This is a genomic window from Zhurongbacter thermophilus (genome assembly GCF_026184435.1).
Classification (GTDB): domain Bacteria; phylum Coprothermobacterota; class Coprothermobacteria; order Coprothermobacterales; family JAADFF01; genus JAADFF01.
The window spans coordinates 826,463-843,909 of sequence record NZ_CP046447.1 but is presented as its reverse complement, the minus strand read 5'-3'; the positions used below and the strand labels follow the sequence as shown (position 1 = coordinate 843,909).

The following is a 17,447-nucleotide window of genomic DNA, read 5'->3' as shown; positions in this document are numbered from 1 at the left end:
GGGTGGATAGCATATGGCACAAGTTGTACGAGGAAAAGTAGCACGAGTGGCCGGTCCCCTCGTCGTGGCCAAAGAGATGCAAGGTGTTAAGATGTTTGAGGTTGTACGAGTTGGTTCTCTTGGCCTATTTGGTGAGGTTATACGTATTGAGGGAGACAGGGCTTATATACAGGTTTACGAAGAAACCGGTGGCGTTAGACCTGGTGAAGAAGTTGTTGGTACTGGTGAGCTTCTCAGTGTTGAGCTAGGTCCAGGTCTTGTTAAGAATATTTACGATGGTATCCAGAGACCTCTTGAAGTTCTCTGGAAAATGGGAGGATCTTTCCTTGTTAGAGGTGTTGAGGCACCTTCCCTTGATAGAAATGCCAAATGGCATTTTGAACCCAAGGTAAAAATAGGCGATGAGGTATCCGAAGGTGATATACTTGGTGAAGTGCCTGAAACATCTACTGTTATACACAAAATCATGGTTCCCCCGGGCATTCGTGGTAAAGTCGTTGATATTAAAAGTGGCGACTTTACCATAGAAGAGGTTGTAGCTGTTATTGATACTGGCAAAGAGAAAAAAGAGATTAAGATGTATCAGAAATGGCCTGTCCGTATGGGAAGACCATATCGCAAGAAAATTGCTGCTTCTGAGCCTATGATAACCGGACAGAGAACAATTGATACATTCTTCCCCATTGTTAAAGGTGGTACGGCAGCTGTTCCTGGTCCATTTGGTAGTGGTAAGACAGTTATTCAGCATCAGCTTGCCCGTTGGTCCGATGCCGATGTTGTTGTGTATATCGGTTGTGGTGAGCGTGGTAATGAGATGACAGATGTTCTTATTGAGTTTCCTGAGCTAAAAGACCCAAGAACAGGCGGTCCTCTTATGGATAGAACAGTATTAATTGCTAATACATCTAACATGCCTGTTGCAGCTCGTGAGGCATCAGTCTTTACGGGTATTGCTATAGCAGAGTATTTCAGAGACATGGGTTACAATGTAGCCTTGATGGCTGATTCTACTTCTAGATGGGCTGAGGCTATGCGTGAAATTTCTGGTCGTCTTGAAGAGATGCCTGGTGAGGAAGGTTATCCAGCTTATCTAGCTTCCAGAATTTCCTCATTTTACGAGAGAGCAGGTATGATTGAGGCATTAGGTAGCCCTGAAAGAACTGGCTCCGTATCTGTCATAGGTGCTGTTTCTCCACCTGGTGGTGACCTTTCTGACCCAGTTGTTCAGGCAACTCTACGTGAGGTTCGTGTGTTCTGGTCTCTTGACCAACAACTGGCATTTGCCCGTCACTTTCCAGCCATTCACTGGTTAAGAAGTTATTCTCTATATGTTGACAGAGTAGGTGAGTGGGCCAAAGAACATGTTGCTCTTGACTGGGTGGATAATAGACATGAAGCAATGAGGATTCTTCAACAGGAGTCAGAACTTCAGGAATTGGTACGTCTTGTTGGTTATGACGCTTTATCTCCTCATGACCAGCTTCTTTTGGAAACTGCAAGATCTCTGAGAGAAGACTTCCTGCAGCAGGACGCGTTTGATGATATAGATACATACTGTCCACTGGAGAAACAATATCACATGCTTCGTAATGTTCTGCATTTCCATCACAAGGCCCTTGAGGCCCTAGAGGCAGGTGTAGATGTTAAAGACATTATTGCCCTGCCTATACGAGAAAAGATTTCTCGTATGAGATTTATCCCACCAGATAGGTTAGATGAAATTAAGGCTATTCACGATGAGATAGATGCAGCCTTTGAGACATTGATGAAGAAAGGTGGTGAGCAGGTATGATTAGGGAATACACCACCATATCGGAGATATCTGGTCCACTAGTGGTTGTGCAAGGTGTTTCTGATGCCGCCTATGGTGAGCTTGTTGAGATAGAAGTTGGTGGTCATACAAGATACGGTCAGGTTTTGGAAACTTCGGAAGGCTATGCTGTTGTACAGGTGTTTGAGGGTACCCATGGTATCAACCTTACAGATACAAAAGTCAGATTTTTGGGAAAAGGTCTAACATTTGGTGTGTCTCCTGAAATTCTAGGTCGTGTATTTGATGGTATTGGTAGACCAATAGATGGCAGCCCTGCTCCTGTTCCAGAAAAAGAACTGGATATTACCGGTAGTCCTATCAACCCAACAGCGAGAGATTATCCTAATGAGTTTATTCAGACAGGTGTCTCTGCAATTGATGGTATGAACACACTTGTTCGTGGTCAGAAACTGCCAATATTCTCTGGTTCTGGTCTTCCTCACCCAGAGCTGGCAGCCCAGATTGCCAGACAGGCAAGGGTTAGAGGTACCGGTGAAGATTTCGCTGTTGTCTTTGCTGCAATGGGTATTACCTTTGAAGAGGCTAACTTCTTCCTCGAAGACTTTAGAAAGAGAGGAACTCTTGATAGAACAGTTGTATTCCTCAACCTTGCTAATGACCCAGCTATTGAACGTATAGCTACACCTCGTGTGGCTCTCACCGCTGCTGAGTATCTGGCATTTGACCTTGGTATGCACGTTCTTGTTATTCTTACAGATATGACCAACTATTGTGAGGCTCTGCGTGAAATTTCTGCTGCTCGTAAAGAGGTTCCCGGCCGTCGTGGTTATCCAGGCTACATGTATACAGACCTTGCTACTATATATGAACGTGCAGGTCGTATCAAAGGTAAGAAGGGTTCTGTTACCCAGATTCCAATTCTTACCATGCCAGAAGACGATAGAACGCACCCTGTTCCTGACCTTACTGGTTATATTACCGAAGGTCAGATATTCCTTAGCCGTGACCTTCACAGAAGAGGGATTTATCCTCCAATAGATGTTCTGCAATCTTTGTCCCGTTTGATGCAAAAGGGTATTGGTAAAGGTAAGACAAGAGAAGATCATTCTGGTGTAGCAAACCAGCTGTATGCTGCATATGCTAAGGGTAAAGAAGTCAGAGAGCTGGCAGTTGTTCTTGGTGAATCATCTATCAGTGAGCTGGATAGAAAGTACATGGAGTTTGCCGACAGGTTCGAGGAGGAATTTATCAGACAGGGACAGTTTGAAAACAGAACCATTGAGGAGACCCTGGATATAGGTTGGAGGCTCCTTTCCATGCTTCCAAGGAGTGAGCTCAAGCGTATTAAGCTTGAAATGATTGAAAAATATATGCCAAAGAAGGCGGAGGAGTAAGCCATGGCACTAACAAATGTGACTCCAAATCGAATGACACTTCTGCGCCTGAAAAGGCGCTTGAAGATGGCCAAGAGGGGACACAAGCTTTTAAAAGATAAGTTGGAAGGTCTCCGTAAGGAATTTATGACCTTGATCGATGAATACAAATCTTTGAAGGACCATGTTACTAAGCAGATGGATACCATTGAAACGTATATGGCTATGGCCGATGCAGCGTCTTCTGATAGGGCTATAGAGAGAATGCGTACGGAGAGTAAAGTTTCACAGACCGTTGAGGCTTCTGTACGCTATGTCTTGTCTATACCTATCCCATCTTATAAATTAACGACTAAGGAGATTAAGCTCGTGTATCCAACACTATTTGTATCGAGTGACATGGACCTTGCTCTTAGTGAGTATGTAAAACTTTTAGAAGATATCATTAGATTAGCCGTTGTGGAGAAGGCACTTCACATTTTAGCTGAAGAAATGGAAAAGACAAAAAGAAGGGTTAATGCCTTGGAATACACGATTATTCCCCAAACAGAAGAGGCCATCAAGATGATAGAACTCCGTCTCGATGAGATGGAAAGGAGCCATATTGTAAGGCTTATGAAGATAAAAGAAACTCTTGCAAAAAAAGAAGGAGGGGTGCGTAGTGCTTAGTTTAGAAGATGTTATTGCTTCCACGAAGAGACTTAAAGCACTGGCTAAGCAGGATACGTTAAAGTATCCTGAGGGTTCTGATGAGTATCAAGCAGCTAAGATTCGTCACAAGATGTATTCTGATTGGGTAGACAGGTTGGAGCAGGGTGATGAACCTCTTGTTGATATTGTTGAAGAAGCTAAGAAGGCTTATGCAGAACTTAAGGAGAAAGAGGAGTTGTCTCTTGAAGAGAAGGCTCGTAAAGAGGCCCTTTACGAGTTTCTCCTTATCAACGGTATAGAAGAGCTATAAGAAATTAGCTTGAATATCTTGGATGGTTATCGGCGGGGCAAGTGTCCCGCCTTTTTCAATTTTTATTGTGGATATACTAATATCTCCTTTTAGGGATGGATACTCTTCCCTTTCTGTAAGCAAAGTATCTTTTTCTATGCTGTTTCTGGTATGGTTGTAAAATAGCCATGTTGGTAGCAGTATGTAATTTTGGGAGTTCAAGTGACATAGCTGGTTTTTTTTCTCTGATAGCATAAGAATGGTCTATTTGCTCCAATTAAAAAAAGGGAGCCTTCCAAGGCTCCCTTTTTCTATCAATTTGCTTTTATTACTCGTGACTTTCCTTTTCTGCTGTAACATATGCCTCATCGTCAAGGTATAGATCTCTTTCCCACTCAACTTTTCCGTCAAAAATGGGTTTGGGATCACCTATAAGCTCAACACGGTACATGTTAGATGTATAGAAATAGGCATCAGGGAAGTTAACTTTAACTGGTGCCTCAGTATATACTCTGAAGTTGAGGTCTTCTTTGACAATATCCTCGTTTTCAAGGGCATAGTCACTAAATCTTCTGATAATATCTGTGATAACCAAATTCATATCAAGCAGGTTTCTTTGAATCTGGTGCCACTTCTTACGAGATGCCTCAATGTGTGTAAGACCAAAATATCCTGCAGAACCTTCTCCTTTAAGTCCCTGAATACATCTAGATAGGAATAGGCTAATACCTTTTACTGTTTCAACAGGATCTGTGACAAATGTGTCATACTGACGTTGGATATCATCGGAGAATGGATACCTGGCATCGTATGTCATAGCCTTAACATTGGTCCAACCTCTTTCCTCCGCAACTTTATTAATGAAGTTAATAAGTCTTTCATCTATCTCAAGCACAAGAATCTCTTTAGGAAGTCCTGTAAGAGCAAGAGCGATAGATGTTAGGTCATCATCACCTAGTATAAGAATTCTCTTATTTTCTACATCACCAAAGCGGTGCATAAGGAGTACTCTTCTTATAGTATCTTCTGGTGTAACATAACCTTGGTCAAAAGCGGTAATAGCCTTTGGTCTATCTTTGGCAATTTTCAGAAACTCCTCGTATAGTGGTTTATACTCTTCTTTAATAACAACAGTTTTACCTTTACAGTGATCACAAACAGGATCTACATATGCTCTGATACCAAGTTTCTCTGCATATTCCTTACCTTTTTCTGTCAGATAGAGGAGTCCCTCCTCGTCAGCGGCTACATATCCGCCATCAACGAGTTCTTTCAGAGTAGAAATAAACTCTGGAAGAACAGTGTCGTTTTCCCTGATGAGGTTCCAATAACTGGTCTTACCTTGAAGCAGCGTTCTGAGAATAAAATAAATAGTTCTTTCCTTCCTCATCTTTCACCCTCCTTTCATAATGTATGTCGCATAGACTGAAATCCATTATACAACAAAAAATAAGCACTCTTTGTTTAGAATACCTTATCTATGATAGCATATGTAAGGTGATAAATTATGATAATAGGTATAGGGATAGATGTTGTTGATATTTCTCGTATAGAAGAGATACTGCAAAAACGGGCTGATACATTTGTGAAAAAATATTTTCCTTGCGAGTTTTCTGCCATATCTATTACACCTACGAAAGTGGCAGGTCTATTTGCAGCTAAGGAAGCCTTTATTAAAGCTGTTGGTATGGGGATGGATAAGACACCATTATCTAAGATATGTATAGGATATGATAAATATGGTAAGCCATATATCTATGGTGACCTTGTTAAGGACAGTTGGAAGGTGCATGTATCAATTGCTCATGATGGAGGGGTTGCCGTTGCAATGGTTGTTATAGAGGAGGTATAGTCATGAGTACACCTATGGCAAGACAGTATTGGAAACTAAAGAATATGGTTGGGGATGATATTCTTCTGGCATTTAGGTTGGGTGATTTCTATGAGTTTTTCTTTGAGGATGCATATAAGGTATCTGATGCTTTGGGGATTGTATTGACAAGTAGAGAGTTTGGTAAAGGTAATAGGGTACCCATGGCTGGTATACCCCATCATGCATTGGATAGCAGGCTCAAAACCCTTATAGATAGAGGTTACAAGGTAGCTATATGTGAACAGGTAGAGGACCCTAAAAAGGCAAAGGGGCTTGTCCAAAGGGATATTGTGAAGATTTACACACCAGGTACATATGCCGACGATGAGCAAATAGAGCATACATGGCTTCTTTCTATAGAGGATAGAGGTAATGATATAGCATATTACCTCATTGATGCAACCACACTGGATTTTATTAGTTTCGTTTTACCGGTTTCTATTCCATTACAAGATATTGTAGGTTATATAATGCCTTATCAGCCCAAGGAAATTCTTATATCATCTAAGGAAGTGGGACTTCCGCTTGTTAGTGCATTGGCAAATCATCTGAAGGCAACTGTTACAAGATGGGACGAAGGTGATAATGCTCTTGAAAGAGCACGCAGCTATATTGCGTATGTTAATAGAACAGAAAAGGAAGAAATCGTATTTGAAAATAAAGAAGATATAGATTACATGATGGTGGATTCTTCTGCTATAAAGGCATTGGAGTTGGTTATTAATTCCCGTGATGGCGGAAGAAGTGGTACCCTTCTTGAGGTGCTCGATAAGACCCAGACGCCAATGGGCAGGAGAAGCCTTTTCCATCGAATATTAAGACCATACACTAATTTAGAAAAGATTAATAAGTCTTTGGATAGAATTGAGAAATTTATCAACGAACCTATTTTGTTGGAAAACATACATAGTAATCTTAAGGGTATAAAAGACCTCAAGCGTATCTCTAAGAAGCTATCAACAGGTAGTATTAAGCTTTCTGATTTGCAAGTTCTCCGTGTTTCTTTGGAAAAAGTTGTAGATATTAATTCTCTTCTTGAAAATAGCCCATTGGTTGGAGAATGGTCTATGGAAAAAGCGCAGACCGTACTGGAGTTTATAGCTCGGTATCTTCCCGATGAGCCTTCGGAGGATGTCAAGGGTGGCTTTATTATAGCTGATGGGGTTGATGAAGAGGTAGACAAATTAAGAGACTTTATCAAAGAGGCTAATAAATGGCTTGTGGCATATGAGTCTCGACTTCGTGATGAGACAGGTATACATAAACTTCGTATTAAATATAACGATGCCTTCGGTTATTATATAGAAGTGCCAAGGGCTCAGGCAAAGAAAATGAAAATAGAAGGCTTTATTCGCAAGCAAACACTTGTCAATTATGAGCGATTTACCAATGAAAAGCTAGCACAATTTGAAACGAAAATTAAAGAAGTATGGCAACGACTTGAAGAAAGGCAGAAGCAGATATACAGTGAATTCTTAGAGAAATTAAAGGAGATGTCCCATGATATTGACACAATAGCCGAGGAAATTGCTTCCCTTGATGTTACAGTGTCTCTTGCATTGGTGGCTCTACATGGTGGTTGGGTGCGCCCACGATTGGGCAATAAAGACCATATCCTTATCAGAGATGGTAGACATCCTGTGGTAGAGTATTTTATTGGAAGAGAAAACTTTATTCCCAATGATACCTATCTGACAAAAACTCGCCCTCTTGCTCTATTGACAGGACCCAACATGGCTGGAAAATCTACATATCTTAGGCAAGTAGGTATTATTGTTCTACTTGCTCATATGGGGTCATTTGTTCCAGCTAAAGATGCTTCCATTCCCATTATTACTAAGATGTTTGCCAGAGTTGGTGCCACAGATGATATAGCATTTGGCAAATCCACATTTATGGTTGAGATGAGTGAGGTTGCCAAGATACTGAAAGAGGCAGATGGCAGTTCCCTTGTGCTTCTTGACGAAATAGGTAGGGGCACATCAACATATGATGGTATTTCTGTTGCATGGGCTACCATCGAAGAATTGATAAGTCGTGGAGAGAATACCCCTTTTACAATTATGTCCACCCACTATCTAGAGCTTGCCGACTTTGCGAGAGATAATGAGAGAATACAACTTCTTAAGGTAGATGTTATTGAACGAGATGGAGAAGTGGTGTTTTTACATAAGGTTGTTTCTGGTGTTAGCGATAATTCTTATGGTCTTGAAGTTGCACGACTAGCCGGTATTCCCGAGCATGTCATACGTAATGCCGAAAAAGTCTTTAACAAGCTGCTTGAAAGAACAGAAACATCTGAAACTGAGAACAAAGTACCAAAGCGGAAAGTTGTTCAGATAAAACCTCTTCCTTTGTTTGGAGATGAAAGTGATGGGTAGTGTTCGCAAGCTCTCACCGGATATTATTAAGCAGATAGCAGCAGGGGAGGTTATAGAGCGACCAGCTTCTGCTGTAAAGGAGCTGATTGAAAATGCTATTGATGCTGGTGCTACAGACATACAGGTATACATCAAATCTGGTGGTAAAGAGTATATAAAAGTTGTAGATGATGGTAGTGGTATTCTCAGAGATGATGTGCCACTGATATTCGAAAAGCATACAACAAGTAAGATTTATGAACCTGAGGATTTACACTCTATCATCACGCTGGGATTTAGAGGAGAGGCTTTACATGCTATTGCATATGCTGCTCGTCGTGTTGTGCTAACAACAAAACATGCAGATGAAGATGTTGGCAGTAGAGCGGTGGTAGAAGATGGCAAACTTAAAGACATCTCCATGGTATCTAGGACAGACGGTACTACTATTGAGGTATTTGACCTGTTCCAGCGGCTTCCAGCTAGAAGAAAGTTTCTAAAATCTATAGGTTACGAAACGCGAAAGATTGTCGATGTCTTGTTTAGATATGTCTTTGCCTATCCAGAGAAAACATTTTCATTATATGTAGATGGTAAGCCCAAGATAAAGATACTTGGTAAAGAGCCCAAAGATTTTTACTATGCCTATACTAAGAGAAAACCTGAAGATGTTAATATACTCTCTGCAGAAAACGATGCAAACATCTCCGGTAATATGTGGTTGTTTTTTGATAGTATGAATTATCAGCCATTTACATTTATTAGTATCAATGGCAGACCGGTAGTTTCCGGAAGTATATACGCCCTTGTCAAGGCTATTATTAGAGATCGATTTGGGGCAGAGATTCCGCCATCTGTTGTGCTATGGTTATGGCTTCCTCCTCATGTTATTGATCCTAATATTCATCCTGCCAAACTTGAAGTGGATATTAAAGATAAGACACTTGTTAAGCATCTACTTCTGTCTATGCTGAGAGAAGAAAGAACAGTATCTGTATCTTTCAATGATATTTCTTATCAGACAAAAGATGGCGTGAAAAACCCTACTGGTAACATTTCAAATGATAATACTGCCATCGATGGCAAAAAGACATCACCAAGTAGAATCTCTTCTGTTATAAAGATGTTCTCTCCATCTGAGGAACAAAAGCAGGTAGAGAAAGGTGATTATCAAGAAATTCCACAGATTATAGATGTTATCGATAATACCTTTGTGGTTTATCGGTACAAAGGTCAGATTAAGATAGCCGATCAACATGCTCTTATGGAAGGTATACTGTTCTCTATATTGTGGGAACATAAAGATAAGTACATCCAATCCCTTACTATACCGTGGCACTATGAAGTAAGAAATCCTGAAGAAGTTGTAGAAAAATTATCTATGTTGGGGTTCGAATCTACTGTTTTATCAGAAAATACCGTTGCTGTTAGAGCTGTGCCTTCTGTGCTATCTCTTCGTATATGGAATAGAGAACTTATGGGTCAATTGATAGCAGATATAGATACAAGTACTCTTAGTAAAGATAAGATAGCTGATGTTGCTTGTAAATTGTCTATCAAGGCAGGAGATAAACCTTCACAGCAATTTTTGCAAACACTTGTAAAAATAGGAGAGGAGTATCCAGAATATAGATATGACCCTCATGGAAGGCCGGCTGTTATCGTGCTGGATACTCCTCTCCTTGAAAAACTATTTAAACGGAAGTAGGGTATTCATCAAATGCATTAACGGCTATAGCATATTGGAGTCTGAGCTTTATAATTTCGCATTGTACCGGGTCTGGTTTCATAACATCTCCAGTGGTAAAGTAACCTACAGCATGACATCCTCCACCACACAGTGTTCTAAAAGGACAGGTTGTGCATGGAGATTTTCTTAAGGCATTGGCATGAACAAATATCTTTCGTATATTTTGCCTGGGTTCTTCATATGGTTTCAGATTTTTAACATTGCCCATAGCAAATTCCTTAACTCCATCAAACTGATGACAAGGATAAATAGTACCATCGGGGGCAACAGCCATATATTCAAGGCCTGCTCCACAGGCGGTGAATCGTCTTACCAGTGATGGAGGATTTACCCTGTGAAGATCAAAATGATAAAAGATAAACGGTTTACCTTTGCGAGCATAGTCAAGGAAAATATGTGCCAGTTTCTTATATTCCTCTTCTATACGAGGTATGTCATCCATTGTTATATGCCATGGCATACCACTGCCTGTGACAGGCTCCATAGAGATTTCTTTAAAACCTAAATCAGCTAGATACTGTACTGTTGATGCGAAGTCTATAGTCCACTTTGTGTATGTACCTCTGACATAGTAGTTATATCCTTTTCTTGTGCGTTCTACTTCAAGAAAGTTTTCAATGATGGTGTCAAATGTTCCTTTTCGATCTGGGGTGATCCTAAACATGTCGTTGTGCCACTTATCTCCGTCTATACTAAGAGTGAGATTGACATCGTATGCATTGAGAACATCAAGTTTATCCTTGGTAAGGAGTACACCGTTTGTGGTTAGCGAAAAGCGTATGCGTTTACCTTCTTCTTCAGCTCTCTTTGTGCCATACTCAAGTATAAATAGCACCAAATCCCATGCAAGGAGTGGTTCTCCGCCGAAGATATCTATATCAACAGTTTTAGCATCGGTTGCCATGAGCCAATCTATTGCAGCTTTGGCAACATCTTCTGACATAATGTTTCTGGGTCCGCCATATGTTCCCTGAGCGGCAAAACAATATCGGCATGCCAGATTGCATGTATGAGTTACATTAAGACATAGTGCCCTGTGAGTACGTTTTTCTAAATTTTCTACAATAGCAAGAATTTCTTCTCTGCTAGGTGGATTATCAAGAACGCTATATATTTCTTCTACGCCCTCTCTACCTTCATTTGATGGGATGGAGTCGTGTATATAACGATACACGGGCTCGTCTACTTCAAACGACGAGCCCGTGTAGGTATCGATAACAAAGTATTTTCCTAAACGTGAGAAGGCGTATAGTCTATTATTACTCCTCGTCATAGGAAATGTTGCTCACAGTGGCAGAGGTTTTACAAGCAGTCTGACATGCCATGTGATAAGCTTTGTCAAGATCATTCTCTATCTTTACCTTTAGCACAGTCTTTTTAATATGCATAATAGTCACCTCCACATAATAATTTCTTACATATTATACAGCATCTGATACATGCTACACATCATGAATCTTAAGCCGTATTTGAGCCTTGGTATTCTGAATGGCTCCTTGGCTATTCTATAGAACCATTCCATTCCTATCGCCTGCCATAGACGAGGTGCCCTTTCTACCTTACCAGCCCACACATCAAAGCTACCGCCCACACCCATGGCAACTTTAACAGGTAAGATGTCTTTGTATTTCCAGATAAACTCTTCCTGTTTGCCTCCTCCCATAGCTATGAGGAGGAGATCAGGCTTTTTATCTGCTATATCCGCTGCTACTTCGTTCCACTCTCTATAGCCGTCTATAGCACCTACGATATTAATGCCAGGCATTGTTGCCTCTATACGTGCTACAGCACCTTGGTTGCTTTCAGGTTTAGCACCGTATAGATAAAGTTTGAGGTTGTATTTATGTACTAGCCGGATCATATTCCATGCGAAGTCTATACCCGGTATGCGATGTTTTAATAAAAGTCCGTTCATACGGCCAGCCCAGACAATACCAATACCATCTGGGATAGTCATTATAGAGCCGTTGATGGTATTTCTTAGTGCCTCATTTTCCATAGCTCTGCCACACTTTTCCGGATTTATAGATGTTATCCATTTAAAATTGTATGTATCGTTTAAAAGTAGCTGTTTAGCAAATTTTAGAGCAGATTTTCTATCGATCTCATCAACCCTTATACCACATATGTATTTATTTCTCACACTCACGCACCTCTTTTTTTAAAGCTGTAATCATATACATCATGCTGTACATAAGTCTGCCTATCCGAGAAGGTTGCTTAATATTACGCCATAACCACTCGAGTCCCAAATCCTGTACCTGCTTAGGAGCTCTTTCTACTTTTCCGCTCCATACATCAAAACTGCCACCAACGCCTATGCTGAGAATAGGAATTGTTAGGGGGCTAATATAATGATACATAAAAGTTTCTTGCCTTCCAGCTCCCAATGCTACTAGTAGCAAACGAGGACGAGCTTTTATAATCTCTTCTGCAACCCTATCCCAAGGTCTATATCCATGAGATATACCTACAATGTTTATGTTAGGATTAGATGATACAAGCTTTTCCACGACTGTATTCAAAACATCTGGTTTGGCACCATATAAGAATACGGGAATATCATCATCGACATTCATAAGAACTTGCCATATAGTATCCACTCCAGTAATTCTTGTGGGAGTTATTCCCGTTTTCCATTTGATAATCTTTGCTATACCAATACCATCAATGATGTTGAGGGAAGAATGCCTAACAATGTATCTTATACGTCTGTCTATTTCTGCACGGTACGCTATCTCTGGATTCAATGTAACCACAAATGATGGGGTATTAGTTCGATTCGCGAGTTCGATAATACGCTTTTTAGCCTGTTCATTGTTATCTAATATGTCTACAGGTATACGTCCAATGCAAAGCCTCATCATCTTTCCCTCTTTCTCAGAGTGAAATAATATTTAGAGAAAAAGAAAAGCCCTATGCGCTCAAGTTTGCTAAAAAACTTAGCAAGTGGTATCTTCAATAAATCATAGGAGAAATCATAAATATCTATGTTGCTTCTGTACTTGTACAGAATAGCCAATGTACGTTCTAGCGTCATATGATTGATATATGTTATTCGTTTATCTGTTGGTTTGATTCCCTTAAACTTTAATCTTTCTATACCGTTTTCTATTCTTAACGCTTCGTGTATATACCATCTAACAATGTATTTTTCCCACAAACAATAGTGTATCCATGGAATAGAAATAAGATCATTAACATGGGCAGCCCATGGATGATTTAGTGGAGGGAAAGCAATGAGAATATATCCACCTGGTTTGACAACCCGAATAGCTTCTCTTAAGGCTTTTGATGGTTTTTCTATGTGTTCCCATACATCATCCATAAAAATAATATCAACGGAACTATCTGGCTGGTCCATGTTGTATGCATTGTCAACCCTCAATATAACCCTATCAGCTACATCAGCATTATGTTTTTTAACAAGTTGTTTCCCTTTGTTGATAGCGTGGGGGTTAATATCTATACCTATAACTTTATCTGCAAACTGTGCCAGATATGCCGATTTTCCACCTGTGCCACATCCGATATCCATGACAACTTTACCTGAAAACTCCACATTAAAGTGTTTTAGTGTCTTTTCTGTTGTCTTGTATTGCCAAAGATAAAGATTTTCCCATATATCACCTTTTTCGTTAAATGGATGATATGGCTTTTTCATATATTTCTCTAGTTTCCACAGTAGTGGTAGACAAATACGTGTTTTTATATCCACAGAGTACCCCCTCCGACACAATATTGACAAAGTAAATTATACAGTGTAAAATAACAAATGCAATATAGCGGAGAGGTGGCCGAGTGGCCGAAGGCGTCCGCCTGCTAAGCGGATACACGGTTGAAAGGCCGTGTCGAGGGTTCGAATCCCTCCCTCTCCGCCAATCTTTTTGGATGGGCGGTTAGCTCAGTGGGAGAGCGCTTGTCTCACACACAAGAGGTCGCAGGTTCGAATCCTGCACCGCCCACCATTATTTTTATTAGGAGCCGGCGTAGCTCAGTGGCAGAGCAGCTGATTCGTAATCAGCAGGTCGGAGGTTCGAATCCTCTCGCCGGCTCCAATTGTTTTATAATTATTCCAAGTAGAGTGGGGGGATAGCTATGCGTTTTATTATTGGAAAGGAAATGGCAAATATATTAGGAGTAGAGGATATTCCTGAGATAAGAAATACCTCTACCGAAAAAGGAAAAGGAGAACTCTCTTCTCCTGTTGGTTTTATGATGGCTCGTAAACTGAAGAAAAGACCTGATGAAATCACCAAAGAATTGGCAGAAGCACTTTCAAGTAGATCTTGGACTGAAAGAATAGAGCACAAAGGTGGATTTCTCAATATATATCTCTCTCCGTTTTTCCTTTTACAGCACCTTTATGGATTATCAAAAGGCAAATATGAGGAGATAGCACAGTTTACACCCCAGTATAAGAAAAGAATACAGGTAGAGTATGTTAGTGCCAATCCGACGGGACCACTTCATGTTGCCCATGGTAGAGGTGCTGCAGTTGGTAGTACCCTTGTCAATATTTTTAAGCATATTGGTCTTGATACGACTGCCGAGTTCTATATAAACGATGGTGGTGAGCAGATAAAGAAATTTGCCCTATCCATATTGGAGAGGGTCAAGGAAATAAAAGGGTTACCTTTTGATATAGAATCTATCGATGGAGGATATAAAGGAGAATATCTAAAGGATATTGCTGAGAAACTTCTTGAAAGGTATCCTAACATACTCGATATGCCACAGAGTAAGGCATTGGATACTGCCGCAGAATTTGGTATTGCCCTTATGCTTCAAGATCAAAAAGAGGTCCTAAAAACTTATAAGGTTGAGTTTGACGTATGGCGTTCTGAAAAGGATATTAGAAGAGAAGGTTGGGTTGAGAAAACCATAAATCTCCTGAAAGAAAGAGGTTTAACCTATGAATCTGATGGGGCACTGTGGCTTAAAACAACAGTATTTGGAGACGACAAAGACAGGGTTCTTATTAAGAAAAATGGGGAATACACCTACTTTGCCGTTGATGTAGCCTATCATTTTGAGAAACACAGCCGCGGTTTTGATATTGTTTACGATATATGGGGTTCTGACCATTACGGTCATATTGGGCGCATGAAAGCTGCAATGAAAGGATTAGGTTTACCCGATGATTTCTTGCAGGTTATTGTCATACAGATTGTGAGATTTCTTAAAGATGGAGAACCTATTAAGATGTCTAAGAGGGCGGGAACATTTACGCTGCTTTCTGAACTAATAGACCTCGTAGGTGTTGATGCTGCCAGATTTTATTTCTTGATGTACTCACCAGACAATAGCATGGATTTTGACCTTGACCTTGCGGTGAAAAAGTCTATGGACAACCCTGTTTACTATGTGCAATATTCCTATACAAGGGCGCTGTCTTTGAAACGTAAGGCTGAAGAAGCTAGTGTGACTGTACCTACATTAGATGAAGTAAAAAAAGCACTTGAAATGTATACACCTTCAGAAGAAGAAAAGCTACTACTCATCAACCTTGCGGATATCAGATACCAGCTAATGCTTTCTGCGAAGAATTTGTCTCCACATTATATTGTTAATTATGCCAAGGACCTTGCAGGTATGCTTCACTCATTTTATCAATCAAAAAGGGTACTTGATGCGGAGAGCGATAGTGCTAGAGTATTTAGAATGGCACTAATTGATAGGTTTGTTGAGGTTATGGGGCTTTTACATGACCTTATGGGGATAGAGAAAAAAGAGCATATGTAAGGAAGGAGAGTGCGGGGGATGAAAAGCACAAAGTACATTTTTATCACAGGGGGAGTTGTCTCATCACTCGGTAAGGGTATAGTTGCTGCATCTATTGGTAGACTGCTGAAGGCTAGAGGTCTAAATGTTGGTATTATGAAATTCGACCCATATATCAATGTTGATGCCGGCACAATGAACCCTTACCAGCATGGCGAAGTGTTTGTTACTATGGACGGTGCAGAGACTGATCTTGATCTTGGACACTATGAGAGATTTATAGGGGTGGATCTCTCAGGTCTTAATAATGTTACGACAGGTAAAATATATTCTGAGGTCATTCGTAAAGAACGTGCGGGGGAATTTTTGGGGGCGACTGTTCAGGTTATACCTCATATTACCGATACCATTAAAAACTCTATTAGAAAAGTAGCAACTGTTGGCAATCTGGATGTCCTTATTGTTGAAGTGGGTGGTACCGTTGGTGATATCGAAGGGCTACCATTTCTTGAGGCAATAAGACAATTCCGAAGAGAAGAGCCCAGAAATAATACTATTTCTATACACCTAACTCTTGTTCCGTTTTTATCTACCACAGGTGAAGCAAAAACCAAGCCTACACAGCACTCTGTTAAAGAACTTCGCTCTCTTGGTATACAACCTGATGTTATTATGCTGAGAAGTCATATTGCATTGCCAGCAGAAATCAAAGAGAAGGTAGCTCTCTTCTGTGATGTCAGGCCGGAAGCGGTATTTGATGTTGTTGATGCACCTTCAATATACCATGTTCCACTCATGTTGGAGAAAAAAGGTGTTGGAAGACTTATCATGAAATATCTATATGGAGAAGATAGACATGCCAACCTTTCTGATTGGCAAGCATTAGTGGAACGAGAAGATAATGCATCTGGCACTGTGAAGATAGCCATTGTTGGTAAATATGTAGAGCTTCCTGACGCATATCTTAGTGTTGTGGAGGCAATTAAGCATGCCTCTATCCACCATGGGGTGAAACCTGAAATTATATGGGTGCAAGCTGAAAAATTGGAGACAGAAGACCCTGCCCGATATCTTGGTGATGTTGATGGGGTTATTATTCCGGGAGGGTTTGGTACACGTGGTATCGAAGGCAAAATCAATGCGTTAACATATACCCGCGAGCATGGTATACCCACACTAGGATTGTGCCTTGGTATGCAGTGTATGGTTATAGAATTTGCTCGTAACGTTTGTGGGTTAGAAGGAGCTAATTCTTCAGAATTTGATGAAAAAACCCCTCATCCCGTTATAGACCTGATTCCGGAGCAGAGAGGTATTTCAGATAAGGGAGGTACCATGAGACTTGGAGGTTACACCTGTAACCTTGTTGAAGGTACCAAGGTAAAGGAATTATATGGTACAGATAGTGTTGTAGAAAGACATCGCCATAGATATGAATTTAATAATGACTATAGAGAAATCATCGAGGAGCATGGACTGAAAGTGGCAGGTGTATATCTGCCGATGAATCTTGTAGAGGTTGTCGAGTTAGAAAATCATCCGTTTTATATAGGTAGTCAATTTCATCCGGAATTTAATTCAAAACCTTTGTCTCCTCATCCACTATTTCTTGGGCTTATTGATGCTATACTAAAACAAAAGACGTAACGTGAG

Annotated in this window: 15 protein-coding genes and 3 tRNA genes; 12 read left to right on the top strand and 6 right to left on the bottom strand. The window is 40.4% G+C overall.

Features of this window, described 5'->3' with window-relative positions:
• The first annotated feature begins 13 nt into the window (after positions 1 to 13).
• From GM182_RS04040 to GM182_RS04025, 4 genes are read left to right on the top strand one after another with little or no spacing between them, the layout of a single operon-like run.
• Positions 14 to 1,792 (top strand): V-type ATP synthase subunit A, encoded by a 1,779-nt coding sequence (locus GM182_RS04040; RefSeq protein ID WP_449185847.1) that lies wholly within the window; start codon positions 14 to 16, stop codon positions 1,790 to 1,792.
• Positions 1,789 to 3,168, top strand: a complete 1,380-nt coding sequence (locus tag GM182_RS04035; protein ID WP_449185846.1) for a V-type ATP synthase subunit B — start codon at positions 1,789 to 1,791, stop codon at positions 3,166 to 3,168. Before GM182_RS04040 ends, GM182_RS04035 begins: the two co-directional genes overlap by 4 nt.
• Positions 3,169 to 3,171: 3 nt before the next feature.
• Positions 3,172 to 3,816: a V-type ATP synthase subunit D gene (locus GM182_RS04030; protein WP_449185845.1), complete on the top strand. Its 645-nt coding sequence runs from the start codon at positions 3,172 to 3,174 to the stop codon at positions 3,814 to 3,816.
• Positions 3,809 to 4,108, top strand: coding sequence for a hypothetical protein (locus tag GM182_RS04025; protein WP_449185844.1), 300 nt, complete (start codon positions 3,809 to 3,811; stop codon positions 4,106 to 4,108). The genes GM182_RS04030 and GM182_RS04025 overlap by 8 nt, the downstream gene beginning before the upstream one ends.
• A gap of 307 nt (positions 4,109 to 4,415) precedes the next feature.
• On the opposite strand, the gene GM182_RS04020 is transcribed toward GM182_RS04025, so the two are convergent.
• Entirely contained in the window at positions 4,416 to 5,477 is a 1,062-nt protein-coding gene (locus tag GM182_RS04020) for a bis-aminopropyl spermidine synthase family protein (protein WP_449185843.1), read from the bottom strand.
• A gap of 117 nt (positions 5,478 to 5,594) precedes the next feature.
• On the opposite strand from GM182_RS04020, the gene acpS reads away from it, so the two are divergent.
• The 3 genes from acpS to mutL are packed head-to-tail and all read left to right on the top strand — an operon-like array spanning position 5,595 to position 10,028.
• The gene (gene acpS, locus GM182_RS04015; RefSeq protein WP_449185842.1) at positions 5,595 to 5,939 is read left to right on the top strand and encodes a holo-ACP synthase; all 345 of its coding nucleotides are present in this window, start codon (positions 5,595 to 5,597) and stop codon (positions 5,937 to 5,939) included.
• 2 nt (positions 5,940 to 5,941) lie between these two features.
• Positions 5,942 to 8,341: a DNA mismatch repair protein MutS gene (gene mutS / locus GM182_RS04010; protein ID WP_449185841.1), complete on the top strand. Its 2,400-nt coding sequence runs from the start codon at positions 5,942 to 5,944 to the stop codon at positions 8,339 to 8,341.
• Positions 8,334 to 10,028: a DNA mismatch repair endonuclease MutL gene (gene mutL / locus GM182_RS04005; protein WP_449185840.1), complete on the top strand. Its 1,695-nt coding sequence runs from the start codon at positions 8,334 to 8,336 to the stop codon at positions 10,026 to 10,028. Before mutS ends, mutL begins: the two co-directional genes overlap by 8 nt.
• On the opposite strand, the gene GM182_RS04000 is transcribed toward mutL, so the two are convergent.
• Genes GM182_RS04000 through GM182_RS03980 form a run of 5 tightly spaced genes read right to left on the bottom strand, consistent with a single transcriptional unit; the run spans position 10,015 to position 13,788 of the window.
• Positions 10,015 to 11,343, bottom strand: coding sequence for an SPASM domain-containing protein (locus GM182_RS04000; protein ID WP_449185839.1), 1,329 nt, complete (start codon positions 11,341 to 11,343; stop codon positions 10,015 to 10,017). The two genes, mutL and GM182_RS04000, sit on opposite strands and share 14 nt — an antisense overlap.
• Positions 11,330 to 11,458, bottom strand: coding sequence for a hypothetical protein (locus GM182_RS03995; RefSeq protein ID WP_449185838.1), 129 nt, complete (start codon positions 11,456 to 11,458; stop codon positions 11,330 to 11,332). Before GM182_RS03995 ends, GM182_RS04000 begins: the two co-directional genes overlap by 14 nt.
• A gap of 26 nt (positions 11,459 to 11,484) precedes the next feature.
• The gene (locus GM182_RS03990) at positions 11,485 to 12,213 is read right to left on the bottom strand and encodes a WecB/TagA/CpsF family glycosyltransferase (protein WP_449185837.1); all 729 of its coding nucleotides are present in this window, start codon (positions 12,211 to 12,213) and stop codon (positions 11,485 to 11,487) included.
• Complete coding sequence (locus tag GM182_RS03985) at positions 12,203 to 12,934, bottom strand: WecB/TagA/CpsF family glycosyltransferase (protein ID WP_449185836.1); 732 nt, start codon at positions 12,932 to 12,934, stop codon at positions 12,203 to 12,205. The genes GM182_RS03990 and GM182_RS03985 overlap by 11 nt, the downstream gene beginning before the upstream one ends.
• On the bottom strand, positions 12,934 to 13,788 hold the full coding sequence (locus GM182_RS03980) for a class I SAM-dependent methyltransferase (RefSeq protein ID WP_449185835.1): 855 nt from the start codon (positions 13,786 to 13,788) through the stop codon (positions 12,934 to 12,936). Before GM182_RS03980 ends, GM182_RS03985 begins: the two co-directional genes overlap by 1 nt.
• A 69-nt stretch (positions 13,789 to 13,857) precedes the next feature.
• Here GM182_RS03980 and GM182_RS03975 point away from each other — a divergent pair.
• The 5 genes from GM182_RS03975 to pyrG all read left to right on the top strand — a co-directional run bounded on the left by GM182_RS03975 (position 13,858) and on the right by pyrG (position 17,441).
• Positions 13,858 to 13,951: transfer RNA gene (locus GM182_RS03975), tRNA-Ser, on the top strand.
• Positions 13,952 to 13,963: 12 nt separating this feature from the next.
• A tRNA-Val gene (locus GM182_RS03970) sits at positions 13,964 to 14,038 on the top strand.
• 15 nt (positions 14,039 to 14,053) lie between these two features.
• Positions 14,054 to 14,128 (top strand) — tRNA-Thr (locus tag GM182_RS03965).
• A 40-nt stretch (positions 14,129 to 14,168) separates the two neighbouring features.
• Positions 14,169 to 15,815 carry an arginine--tRNA ligase gene (gene argS / locus GM182_RS03960; protein WP_449185834.1) on the top strand — a complete coding sequence of 549 codons (1,647 nt, stop codon included), beginning with the start codon at positions 14,169 to 14,171 and terminating at the stop codon, positions 15,813 to 15,815.
• Positions 15,816 to 15,833: 18 nt separating this feature from the next.
• Entirely contained in the window at positions 15,834 to 17,441 is a 1,608-nt protein-coding gene (pyrG, locus tag GM182_RS03955) for a CTP synthase (RefSeq protein ID WP_449185833.1), read from the top strand.
• Positions 17,442 to 17,447: the final 6 nt, after the last annotated feature.

Coding starts and splice junctions, on each gene's coding strand:
- GM182_RS04040 (WP_449185847.1), top strand. CDS start 14: ATGGCACAAGTTGTACGAGGAAAAGTAGCACGAGTGGCCGGTCCCCTC.
- GM182_RS04035 (WP_449185846.1), top strand. CDS start 1,789: ATGATTAGGGAATACACCACCATATCGGAGATATCTGGTCCACTAGTG.
- GM182_RS04030 (WP_449185845.1), top strand. CDS start 3,172: ATGGCACTAACAAATGTGACTCCAAATCGAATGACACTTCTGCGCCTG.
- GM182_RS04020 (WP_449185843.1), bottom strand. CDS start 5,477: ATGAGGAAGGAAAGAACTATTTATTTTATTCTCAGAACGCTGCTTCAA.
- acpS (WP_449185842.1), top strand. CDS start 5,595: ATGATAATAGGTATAGGGATAGATGTTGTTGATATTTCTCGTATAGAA.
- mutS (WP_449185841.1), top strand. CDS start 5,942: ATGAGTACACCTATGGCAAGACAGTATTGGAAACTAAAGAATATGGTT.
- mutL (WP_449185840.1), top strand. CDS start 8,334: ATGGGTAGTGTTCGCAAGCTCTCACCGGATATTATTAAGCAGATAGCA.
- GM182_RS04000 (WP_449185839.1), bottom strand. CDS start 11,343: ATGACGAGGAGTAATAATAGACTATACGCCTTCTCACGTTTAGGAAAA.
- GM182_RS03995 (WP_449185838.1), bottom strand. CDS start 11,458: ATGCATATTAAAAAGACTGTGCTAAAGGTAAAGATAGAGAATGATCTT.
- GM182_RS03985 (WP_449185836.1), bottom strand. CDS start 12,934: ATGAGGCTTTGCATTGGACGTATACCTGTAGACATATTAGATAACAAT.
- argS (WP_449185834.1), top strand. CDS start 14,169: ATGCGTTTTATTATTGGAAAGGAAATGGCAAATATATTAGGAGTAGAG.
- pyrG (WP_449185833.1), top strand. CDS start 15,834: ATGAAAAGCACAAAGTACATTTTTATCACAGGGGGAGTTGTCTCATCA.